General features: G+C 34.8%; 11 protein-coding genes. 10 read left to right on the forward strand and 1 reads right to left on the reverse strand.

Features of this window, described 5'->3' with window-relative positions; genetic code table 11:
- Positions 1-46 precede the first annotated feature (46 nt).
- From drmA to O1A01_RS09675, 5 genes are all read left to right on the forward strand, one after another.
- On the forward strand, positions 47-3,394 hold the full coding sequence (drmA, locus tag O1A01_RS09655; protein ID WP_270066109.1) for a DISARM system helicase DrmA: 3,348 nt from the start codon (positions 47-49) through the stop codon (positions 3,392-3,394).
- A gap of 5 nt (positions 3,395-3,399) precedes the next feature.
- Positions 3,400-5,211, forward strand: coding sequence for a DUF1998 domain-containing protein (gene drmB / locus O1A01_RS09660; RefSeq protein ID WP_270066110.1), 1,812 nt, complete (start codon positions 3,400-3,402; stop codon positions 5,209-5,211).
- Positions 5,204-5,986 carry a phospholipase D-like domain-containing protein gene (locus O1A01_RS09665; RefSeq protein ID WP_270066111.1) on the forward strand — a complete coding sequence of 261 codons (783 nt, stop codon included), beginning with the start codon at positions 5,204-5,206 and terminating at the stop codon, positions 5,984-5,986. The genes drmB and O1A01_RS09665 overlap by 8 nt, the downstream gene beginning before the upstream one ends.
- A gap of 486 nt (positions 5,987-6,472) precedes the next feature.
- Entirely contained in the window at positions 6,473-6,721 is a 249-nt protein-coding gene (locus tag O1A01_RS09670) for a DNA cytosine methyltransferase (RefSeq protein ID WP_270066112.1), read from the forward strand.
- A gap of 8 nt (positions 6,722-6,729) precedes the next feature.
- Positions 6,730-7,785, forward strand: a complete 1,056-nt coding sequence (locus O1A01_RS09675) for a DNA cytosine methyltransferase (protein ID WP_270066113.1) — start codon at positions 6,730-6,732, stop codon at positions 7,783-7,785.
- A gap of 295 nt (positions 7,786-8,080) precedes the next feature.
- Here O1A01_RS09675 and O1A01_RS09680 read toward each other — a convergent pair whose 3' ends face one another.
- Entirely contained in the window at positions 8,081-8,332 is a 252-nt protein-coding gene (locus O1A01_RS09680; RefSeq protein ID WP_270066393.1) for an N-6 DNA methylase, read from the reverse strand.
- Here O1A01_RS09680 and O1A01_RS09685 point away from each other — a divergent pair.
- The 5 genes from O1A01_RS09685 to O1A01_RS25350 all read left to right on the forward strand — a co-directional run bounded on the left by O1A01_RS09685 (position 8,286) and on the right by O1A01_RS25350 (position 11,730).
- A complete protein-coding gene (locus O1A01_RS09685; RefSeq protein ID WP_270066470.1) occupies positions 8,286-8,789 on the forward strand; it encodes a hypothetical protein in 504 nt (167 codons plus the stop codon). The genes O1A01_RS09680 and O1A01_RS09685 overlap by 47 nt on opposite strands.
- A gap of 46 nt (positions 8,790-8,835) precedes the next feature.
- Positions 8,836-9,420, forward strand: coding sequence for a hypothetical protein (locus O1A01_RS09690; protein WP_270066114.1), 585 nt, complete (start codon positions 8,836-8,838; stop codon positions 9,418-9,420).
- A gap of 83 nt (positions 9,421-9,503) precedes the next feature.
- Positions 9,504-10,250, forward strand: coding sequence for a tetratricopeptide repeat protein (locus O1A01_RS09695; RefSeq protein WP_270066115.1), 747 nt, complete (start codon positions 9,504-9,506; stop codon positions 10,248-10,250).
- A gap of 17 nt (positions 10,251-10,267) precedes the next feature.
- Positions 10,268-10,537 carry a hypothetical protein gene (locus tag O1A01_RS09700; protein ID WP_270066116.1) on the forward strand — a complete coding sequence of 90 codons (270 nt, stop codon included), beginning with the start codon at positions 10,268-10,270 and terminating at the stop codon, positions 10,535-10,537.
- 68 nt (positions 10,538-10,605) lie between these two features.
- Positions 10,606-11,730: a M28 family peptidase gene (locus O1A01_RS25350; protein WP_333482930.1), complete on the forward strand. Its 1,125-nt coding sequence runs from the start codon at positions 10,606-10,608 to the stop codon at positions 11,728-11,730.
- The last annotated feature ends 147 nt before the right edge of the window (positions 11,731-11,877 follow it).

The following is an 11,877-nucleotide window of genomic DNA, read 5'->3' on the forward strand; positions in this document are numbered from 1 at the left end:
TTTGGTAAACTGAGTATAATAACATTTTTGCGAGCTGGGAGGGAATATGATGAAAAAAGCTAATAGAAAAGTTAGAGAAAAATTGTTGGAGCGTTTACGTTATGAATTAATTGGTTATGAACATGAGAAAGAAATTTTAAATAATAAACCTTCACAAAAATACTTAGCTGGACTACTGTGGCCCATGCAATCAAGCGTGGCTGCTGAAGAGAATGAAACTGATAATGTAAACGGAAAGGATACTAGTAAAGAGTTAATGGAGGGAATTGCTCCACTTGCAAAAGCAATGAATCCATCAGCAATTGGATTATCTTTTTTAGTTGATAAACAACAACCTGAAATTTTTGTAAATGTAGAGTTTGGGATGTATGAAGAGATTGGGGAGAAAAAATGGGCTAGGATTCCTTTTAAATTAAATAATTTTATAATTAACTTAACTGAAGAAATTGGTGTAAAACGTACAGAGGGTATTCCACGGAAAGAGTTAAAAGTAGGAAGGGAAACTAAAGAACCCATTCAGATTGAATGGATTGTGAGACCATATAATAATTCCTACGCGGTAAGCCTATTCCTAGTCAATCGATATATACAAGAAGTTGATGAACATGATGTGGACCATAAATGTGTATTTCAACCGAAAATCATTGTACAGAGTTCTGATGCATTTATGGTTCGAAATGCTTTTTCTAATAATGAAAAGGGTTTCCAAGATGAAGACACTAAATCAAATGAGCTTCTATACCGAAATGAAGGGGTTTATGGGGTAGGGCATAGTATATCTGTTAATTGGAAGAAAGTTAATGAACTTAGATCAAGAGCAAGTGTTTTAGAAACGGAAATCATTCCTGCATATGAAATACCTATGGTATTACCTCCTAATTGGAATAAAGGAGGGACCTTAGATATGGAAAAGTTGGCTTCTATGAAGACATCTAAGGAAATTGAAGAAGCCCTAACGCCGTTATTAAATGAATATGGAAAGTGGATAAAAGATAGATGGAAAGAAATAGACGATGAGATTGAAGAGGAATATAAAGATACAGCTATTCTACATATCAGAAGATGTCAAGATTCGTTAGACCGAATGTGGTCTGGAATAACTAAGCTAAGCGATAGGAATGTGCTCGATGCCTTCTTGTTTTCGAATAAAGTAATGTCAGAACAACGTGCCCACACTGAGGCAATTGAAAGCGGTAAATTACCATCTGAAATAAAGTCAGAATGGAGACCATTCCAGATAGCTTTCTTTTTGCAAAATATCGAAGGGGTAGTGGAACCTACATCTAACGATCGAAATATTGCTGATTTGCTCTGGTTCCCCACGGGGGGAGGTAAAACAGAAGCATATCTCGGAATAGCTGCATTTACATTAGCCTATCGTAGGTTAATGAAAATACAAGGATACAGAACCGATGTAGGTGTATCTGTTATTATGCGTTACACGCTAAGGTTATTGACTATTCAACAATTTCAACGCGCAACTGCTATGATTTGTGCATGTGAGAATATTAGAAATAACTCACCGGAGAAATGGGGAAATACACGTTTTAGAATTGGGTTATGGGTTGGAGATAGTAGTGTTCCGAATAAATATGAGGATGCAAAAAAGGTGATAAAGGCTAAAGAAGAAGCTATCAGTAGAAAAATAGAATTCATTAAACCAAATAATATAAAAGGGACACCAATACAACTAGTCTCATGTCCATGGTGTGGAGAAAAATTGGTTGATGATAAAGATAACCCTAAAATCTTTTTTAATTCATATAAAATAAAAGACAAGAAAAAAAGACTATTTATATGTTGTCCTAATACAAATTGTGATTTTCATAAATCTAATACTAATGGTGAAGGTTTACCCGTATTAATCACAGATGAGGAAATCTATCGGTTACTTCCTGATATGGTAATAGGAACAGTGGATAAGTTTGCACGAATGCCTTGGGAACCTCAAATTCAAAATCTATTTGGTAAGGTAAAAGGAGAGGTAGCAAACTGGGGTTTTATGTCACATGGCGGTTCTCAGAAAGAATTAGTTAACATTAAGAATGTTGCAGGTAATACAGAGTTAATAAACAAATTACCTGTCCATCCACCTAATCTCATTATACAAGATGAACTTCATTTGATTTCTGGACCGCTCGGAACCATGGTAGGTCTTTATGAGACAGCTGTCGATTATTTATCAACAGTAACAATTGATGGTATTGAATATCGACCAAAGGTAATAGCTTCAACTGCTACCATTAAAAATGCTCATAAGCAAATAAGTGGACTCTATACAAGGGATACACAAATTTTCCCTAGCCCGGGATTAACGCATAAAGATTCGTTTTTTGCTAAACAGAGAAAGATTGAAGAACAACCTGGAAGAATGTATGTAGGTTTGTTTGCCCCAGGTCGAAGTATGAAAACAGCACAATTAAGAGTTTACGCTAACTTATTATCAAGTGTTACGGCAATGGAATCTATATCTGAGTTTGATCAAGATAACCTCGATCCATATCAGACGTTAATTGGATATTTTAATAGTATTAGGGAACTAGGAGGAGCAGTTCGTTTAATCGAAGATGATGTTCCTGCTAGAATGAAGACATTGCAAAAGCAATATTCAGAGGAGAATCGTTTTCAATTCAAACACAGAGAGTTGGATCGTGATGTCCCAGAACTAACAAGCCGTATTGATTCGGGTAAAATACCAATGATACTCGACCGTTTACTTCAACCATTTAATGAAGAACGACAGTTAACACCCGTAGATGTTTTATTGGCAAGTAATATGATTTCGGTAGGAGTGGACGTACCTAGGTTAGGATTGATGGTTGTTAATGGGCAACCTAAAACCACTGCCGAATACATCCAATCTACCAGTAGGGCTGGACGTAGACACCCTGGACTCATTATTACTTTATACAATTGGGCAAGACCTAGAGATATCTCGCATTATGAGGAGTTCTTTGCGTATCACGCAGCTCTGTATCGCTATGTAGAGCCAATTAGTGTCACCCCTTTTGCATCACGAGCACGAGATAGAGGTTTAGCCGCTGTTTTAGTGTCAATGTTACGATTAGGCTTTGGTGAGCTATCTAATAACTCGGCAGCAAGTAACTTTGACAAAGTGAGTGACTTATCAGACGGAATTATTAAAGTATTTTTGAAAAGGGCTATAAAAATAGATATTACTAAGCAGGATCTTGAGGGTCACCTTGAACAGCTTATTGAGAGATGGGAAGAAGATTCAAATAAAAGTCGTATGTTATACTCCTACAAAAAAAATGAAAATGAATCAAACCTGCTTTATCCATTAGGCGAAGATCCTTCAAAAGGAACCTACAATACACCTAACTCTATGAGAGATGTAGAATCAGTTGCTGGTATATACATTAGAAAGGATTGATTTGATTGAGTAAAAAAGTAGGAGAGCTAAGACCTAGTCAATATATTACAACCTTTGGTCCAGGGTCTATAGTGGACTTACCCGATTATTCCGTTATCATGGGTGGAATTGATAAATGGGATTCATTCGATGTTTCAAAATCAAAAACAATTGAAGAAGAACGACTAAGAAAAAAATTGAAAGTCCAACAAATTAAAGCTATACCGATTAGTGATAGTAAGGAATATGGTACGATACCTGCCTATCGCTTTCCCGAATACCATGTTTGTCCAAGGTGTAGAAAGATTGGAAGGTATAGTGGAAGAGAATTCGTCGAAGAAGACGGAATCCTATACTGTAAAAATCCTGATTATGAAGGTGAGCCATGCCAAAAAATTAAAACACATCCAGTGCGTTTTATTGTTACGTGTAAGAAAGGGCATATTAATGACTTTCCATGGGGGAATTATGTGCATAAAAAAGGGAAATATGACCCAAAAACATGTAAGTTATATTTACTTGATGAAGGCGAAACCGGATCCCTGAAGGATTTAGTTGTTTATTGCAAATTATGTAACCAAAAAAGGTCGATAAGTGAAGCGTTCTCTAATAACAAAATATTAGGGAAGTGTAGTGGAAGAAGACCATGGTTACGAGATTTTGAGAAAGACTGCGAACATGAAACAGAATTATTATTAAGAGGAGCATCAAATATATATTTCTCATTAATCGAAAGTTCAATAGTTATCCCAAAAGAGATGCAACAAGGAGGAATTAAGGGTTTTATTAGAGATAATATTGACTTCTCCGATGAAGAACTTATTACTCAGAGAAGTGTGTTTGACTCTGTTATGAAAAGAGTACCAGATATAGCTAGACTTGGACTAGATAAAGTCTGGAATATAGTTCAGAGATTAAGGAAGATGAATGATGGGGATGATGTTGATCTTAGAACCCCTGAATACCATGCTCTACTTACAGAACATCATAATTATGAGGGAATAGATTTTGAAACTGAGATTGAGAATATCCCAAACAGATTCAAGGATTATATATCCAATCTTGTTCGTGTAAAACGATTAAAAGAAGTAATGGTTCTAAAAGGTTTTACAAGAATTCATCCATTACCAGATTTAACAGCAAGATTATCGGGGGATACCAATAATAGTAGTGAGGAAAACCTGTCAAATAATGACCAAGTTGAGTTAGCACCACTAAGTGCAACTCCTCAAACATTCTTACCGGGTGTAGAGACGTACGGTGAAGGTATTTTTCTTACGATTAATAATGATAGATTAACGTCGTGGGAAGCAGACCACAAAGACTACGGATTAGGAATGGCAGTAGCACACAAAAAACTCTATTTAGATAGAAAAGTTCCTGAGAGCGAAATTCCTGAGTTTCCTGGGTTGAGGTATGTTTTACTTCACACTCTTTCACACTCACTTATAAGAGAATTAACGATGCACTCTGGTTATTCTTCATCTTCACTGAAAGAAAGAATCTACTCAAATCGAGAAAAAGGAATGGCAGGTATTTTAATATATACCGCATCTGTGGATTCGGAGGGAAGCTTAGGTGGATTAGTTGAATTGGGTACAAAGGACAAATTTGAATCCATATTAGCACGTACTCTATCTGCTGCTCAGTATTGTTCTGGGGATCCACAATGTGCTGAAAAGGATGTAGATGTATTAACGGATGTGAATGGTGCTGCCTGCCATAGTTGTATGTTACTAGCAGAAACATCATGTGAACAATCAAACCGCTACTTAGACCGTTCTTTGTTAGTTAGGACAGTAGCTAATCAAAAGCGGGAGTTTTTTAATATTGAATAAACTAAATGAAAAAATAGTGCATTTTGTATCAGTTTGTATGTCTGCAAGTAGTGAACATTTAATAGAAAGGCTCTTTGTTAATATTGAAAACAAAAAGCTTTCAAATGAATTTATTACTTGGCAATCCACCTTGAAGTTTCCTTTCGATATAGAGTATCTAGCATTCGAAATGTTAAATGAGGCAAATAATAATAACATTACTTTAGAAGAATTACGACGATTTCTAGATATAGCATACCAAATGGCTAAATTCCAAAAGGAAAATGAAACGAGGGTCGCGCCTGTATGGACAGGGCCGCATCTAAATAAACAACAAATAAAACTTAACACATATGATACTGTTAAATATTTGATTGACTCTGCAGAACAAGAGGTGTTTATAGTTGGTTATAGTTTCTCTTTTAAACATGAGTCAATAAGGGAACTTTTAAAAAGTGTAGAACGTGCAGTTGATAGAAATTGCCGCGTAAATATAATCGTAAATAATGTTGAGGGTAATTTCAAAGAAATTATGCAACATTGGGAAAAAGAGGAGTTTCAGTTAAACGTCTATCATTGGATAGGTTCAGATTCAGATGACTTTACAAGCTTACATGCCAAATTGGTTATTGTTGACCAACAAAAATTATTACTAACATCTGCAAACTTTTCCTATCACGGTTTTCATAAAAATATAGAAACGGGTGTAGTTATTGAAAACCATCAAATTTCAAGGGATATTTGGAAGCAATATCATTTATTAATGAAAGAAAATCAAATGGAAAAAGCATATTAGGTTAATTATTCCGTAGCGAGAACTAGTATCTTATTTACTCTTGAAAATATACAACAAGGGAAAATAGTATGAGCAAGAAACTTTTCTTGCTCATTTACTATTTTTCGTACGTTATAAGGTGAGTTAGTTAATACTTTTGTTATATTTTTTTACTTTATTTAGTCAGGAATAGTATAAGAAATAAAACTTTGTCTATGTCTCTAGGCAAAAGAAAATTTATTCGAGTTGTATATAGTTTTATAGATTATATTCCAAATTAATATATGTACTTTTAATAATAATTACTTCAATAGTAATTATAGTAGAATATAAAAATACATTTGTATTGTATCAACTACTAATCTTTCTTATAATGGTATAGTTAATAATTAGAATGAGGGATTAAAAAAAAGGAATGGTTATTTCCGATAATCAATTTTTTATAAAATTACTAATAGATGCTTCAATACTTCAAATAAATGGTAGGAAGTAGGAGAGGAGGTAAAAATGGTAATAGTTGATCTTTTTTCGGGAGCTGGTGGACTCAGTGAAGGGTTTCATAAAGAAGGTTTTAAAATAGTAGCACAGGTTGAAAAAGATCATTGGGCAATTGAAACATTGAAAACTAGGTACATATTTCATGAGCTTAAAAAAAATAATGATCTTGAGATGTATTATAAGTATTTAATATCTAAAAAAACATATAAAACCATTGATAATGATAGGGAACAAATATTCAAAAAGTATAAGTATTAAAAGAGAAATTGAATATAGAGATACTAAACAAAAAGTTTGGAAATCCTGCTAACGACAAAGAGGCCACATCATCAAAAGAGGTCATATCCCTAATTGAAAATAGTCTTAAGTATAACAATGAGAATTCTGTATCTATGATTATTGGTGGGCCACCATGCCAAGCGTATTCACTTGTTGGAAGAGGGAGAATGGGGATAGAAGCTGAAAAGGATAATAGAAATTTCCTCTTTTATTATTACCTACGCATCGTAAAAGAATTTTCACCACAAATGTTTGTATTCGAAAATGTCCCGGGGATTCTTTCTGCAAAAAAAGGGAAGGTTTTTGAAGAGATACAGGAACAATTTGACAGAATAGGGTATTCCATATTATCTGGTCCAAATTCTGGGGATTTAGCTAATATCCTGAATTTTGCAGATTATGGAATTCCTCAAAGTAGAAAACGAGTATTATTATTTGGTTTCAAAAAAGAAATTAATTTCAAGTATCCATGTTTTTCGAAAGAAAAAATGATTTGGAATCACGAATTAAATACAGAAAACGTCCTTGCGGATTTACCTAATCTATCTCCGGGAGAAGGAACAGATGGATTAGTGGACTATGACTCTAAAAAACTAACAACTTTCCAATCACTAATGCGTATGGACTCAATAGGTGTTTTCAACCACCAAGCTCGTCCCACCCAAGAAAGGGATAGGGAGATTTATAGGATTGCTATCAAAAAAGCAAGAAATGGTGAAAAACTCAGTTATCCGGATTTACCAAGCGAACTAAAAACCCACAAGAATGAAAATGTTTTTAAGGATAAATTTAAAGTTCATGCATCTAACCAAATTCCACATACTGTAGTAGCACATATCTCGAAAGACGGCCATTATAATATCCATTACGACCTAACTCAGGCAAGGTCTTTGACAGTAAGAGAAGCAGCAAGAATACAAACTTTTCCAGATAATTTCTTCTTTGAAGGTCCTAGAACGGCTCAATTTGTACAAGTTGGAAACGCGGTACCGCCACTTATGTCTGAAATTATAGCTAAAACAATTAAAAAAAATCATTTCTAAATTAAGACGGATAGATGCGAGATGTTATTCTCATATTGGTCCGTCTGTTTTTAATATAAATTCTAAAGGGTTATATTATGATTGCAATCGAATTAGTAAAATAAAAAAGAGTTAGATCCCATTGAAAATCGATATGGAATCAACTACAGATATTGCTATCCCAACATGGGTTTCTTAAAACTCTTTGTGCTTTCAAAAACGCAATCAAAACGATTTCTTAAGTGCGGTTGTACTAGCTAATAATTAGCTGTTCTTCAAAATGTAGTCCTCTTAAAAATCGGGTTTGAAATTCCATTCACTTGCCAGTTCTACAAATACACAGCGTTACGCATAGCTGTCCATCACTCGTTCTTGGTGTTCTATGACTAAAGCTACCGTCAAAACCTTGTTTCTCATGTTCCTCTTTAATTGGCTTTTCATACGATTTCCACTCCACTCCATATGGTGGATTGGAAATTAGGTAATCAAATTTATCACGCGGGAATTGGTCGTTTGATAGCGTGTTTCCTAAACGAATAGTACATGCGCCTTCTCCCTTAATAAGCAAGGCTGCTTTACAAATTGCATATGATTCAGGAAAGCTTTCACGGCCAATTAAATGTAGAATTAATTGGCCAAACACTATACAAGGACGTATAAAAATAAACAGTAGAGATAAAACAATCTTTACTTGTAACGAATCTATTCGAAACTACAATATCATCGAAAATATCGTATTAAAAGAATTAATTCGAACTATATATTCGATTGTTTTTAAAAGAATGGATACAACTAACCTTGAAAAATATGATTATTTTGAGGAATGGAAAGAATTAAAAGGTATTGTCAGTGAAATCATGCGGAAAAACGTTTACATATTTAGAGTAGATGACAGTAAAGTAACGAATAGAATGATACAAAAGGCATTATCACATCAAAATTCTCTTTATCGTTACGCGGCAAAGTTATTGCTCACATATAGAGAAATAATGAAAGCTAGATATGATAGAGAAATGCTACAATGACTTTTAATAAAAACGTTTATTTTTCCAGAAAAAGAAGATGTATTATTTGAGTTATATTGGACAATCGATAAAGGTGAGTACTAACAATGTGCAGTTACACCTTATAAATGGACGGAATAACTTATTTGCTAGTTGGGAAACAGAAAAATACGAGTATCGGATTTATCATGATTCTGCAGGATCTTCAAACATTGGATTTAATATTTCAACTGAAGAAATATCAAAAGTTGACCATCCTTTTATAATGAAAAAAGTAAATTCGATGGATACAGCCCTTCTTATTGCCAGTCAAAGTTTAGGAAAAGAGTTTGGTAATACAACATTTTGGCGTGGTAGACCAGATATTATTGTGGAAGTATACTCAAAAGTAACTAGACTTCTAAGCAAAGTTATTATTGGTGAAGTGAAAAATACAAAAAACATCGATTATGCCATTACTGGATTGAGAGAACTTGTAGAATATATAGAATTAGTAAAAGGAAAAGATGGATGTTACTTAAAGGAGACTGATATAGAGGTTGAGGGGATGCTGTTTTTAGGAAATATTGCGGTGAAAAATGTAGAGACGGAGCATATTAACATACAATCTTTATCACATAAAAATATGGTGAAACTTAATATTAGTTTATAGAAGAACAGAGGAACAGTGGCATTTCATAGATTTTAGATGAATATGTCTCTGTTCTGTTTTCATTAACTGAATGGAGGCATAGTATGTCACTACTGAAAAAATCAATCGACGAACTACTAGACCTAGAACAAGAACTACGCGAAAACAAAGAAGAAGAACGTGATGGAACTAACCATCAATTAATCTCTCTTTATGAGCAATTATATAAAAAAATAACAAAGGATAAAGACTATGAATATTTGTTAGATGTGACAAAGAAGAACTTAATAACTTATCTAGTTCGATACGGATCATACTTAAAGACAGTATATAAAAAAGATGATAAGGCAGCGGAGAGTACTTTGAAAAAGGCACTTCAGTATGATCGCGCTATTCCGATTGCTCACTATCGGCTTGGTTTTTTAGCGTATAAGCGGAAAAGTTATTTTGAGGCTTTGCTTCATTTTCAAAACCTGAATTCATGGCAAAAGGATTGCAATATAGAAGAATTTCACCTAAATGACCAGCAAATGTATCATGCCCAAATATATATAGCAAATAGTTCGTTGTACATTGCTAAGAGGGCACAAAAAAAAGCGCAACAGCTAGAAGTGAAAACTCATGTGAAAAGCGTTGATTCTCATAATTTATCTCCGCTATATGAGGCGATCCAACAAAATGATAGATTACTAGAAAGTAACGCGTATAAGGTCATAACTGCAACTTCTGAAATGTTTTGTTCCCGTGAAGAAATGGAAGAACTACTGGAAGCTAGTGTAAATAGATACATAATTTTGTATTTCTCTGATCGACAAATTTCTTTATTACATCAGAAAAAGGAAAATCGCTAAGTACTAACCGAGGTGAGTTGTTACGCCATTTTTTCTTACATAGTAATCTTAAAGCACCAGTCGTAAAGCAGCACGTGTATGATTTATTTATGAACATGAATGACGGTGGGGAAGTACCGACTAATACATTCGTGCAAACAGTGTCACGGTTAAGGAGACAGATAGCGCAATGTGATCTACCATCTACTCTCATTAGCACATGTACTTATCAAAAACAAACAGCCTATTATTACGAAAACAATATCCCATTCATGATCATTAACGAAGTGATGACAGTTTTATTTTAAACCGATGACAGGGGTGTCATCTGCTCTATGTGATAATAACCTTACAAATCGTAAGGGAGTGGATGTAATTGAAAAACTGGAATCAATTATTTATTCGTCACGGGTGGAATGTAAATCAGTTAAATGAAAATGAGTTTTCTTGTCACGAAGAAACAAAGGAGAATATAAAGTTTTTACAAGAAAGTTTATGTGTTGCAGGCTTGGATTTTTCATTCAATAGTTTCGTATTAACTATAAACAGTGACCTAGTTTCAGAAGAAAAGTGGATAGAGGCTGTTGATTTTGAGTACCGCGGTCGAGGAGAAGGATTATGGTTCCGACCTGGTGTAGATCAACCAAAAGTTAGAGAACTAGATACGTATATTAGTGGTATTGTACGTCAATTAAATCGATTAGGTTTTAATACAACAGGCTCATGTGACGGTCATGAAAAGCGAAGTGCGTATGTTTTATTGAAGAGAGAAACGACTAATATCGAAAAGCTAGTTAGTGTGTTAGTAGCACTTGGACAGAAGCGTGTGTCTTATCGTGAAAGCAGACAACACTATCACGTTAACCTTCCTCTTTCTAGAAATGAATTACTAGACTTAGCTGAAAACTTAAGTGTTATTGAACTTGAGTGGGGAGATAAAGGAATCGAGAACATTAAAAATCAATTATTTAACCTTTCCTTAGAAGAACTACTTTCCATTCCAGGAGAAAGTGGAAATGAGGACAAAATTAGAGATTATGTGAAGCAGAGACTAACACCATTGGTTGATTACATTACAGAGGACCGCCACGGCAATCTGATTGCGGAAAGAAGGTACCGAACTGGCAATGGACCTACCATTCTATTGAATGCACATTTAGATACAGTCGAATCAATACACTTAGGGCGCCACATTATAAAAGATGGCAACATATGGACTAGTAGTAGCGGTATACTAGGAGCGGATGATCGGGCAGGAGTTGCGGTAGTATTACACATGGCAGAGTACCTTAACCATTCCACGTTGTATAAACTGACTTCTCTTAATCTCCCCCAACACCCCTCGCAATTTTCTACCTCTATTAACCCTCGGCAGCCCAGATGCGAGTATCGCTGCTTCCGCCGGCTGTGCATTTCCAGTTGTTTAGTCCTTCAGCTTCGGCTACTTTTCCGAAAAATGCTCCGTATGCTTTGTTACAAAATGAAATGTATCCTCCGCTAGATGTAACAATGTTGCTATTTCCCCGTCGGTCAATGACAATTGCAGCGTCTGTTCCCCATAGGAAGTACTTATCTAGTGCCCGAGCTCCGACGAGACCACACTCTTCTTTTACCGTGAAGACAAATTTCACTTTTCCATCATCCAAAG

It is taken from the genome of Sutcliffiella sp. NC1, from assembly GCF_027594365.1.
GTDB classification, from domain to species: domain Bacteria; phylum Bacillota; class Bacilli; order Bacillales; family Bacillaceae_I; genus Sutcliffiella; species Sutcliffiella cohnii.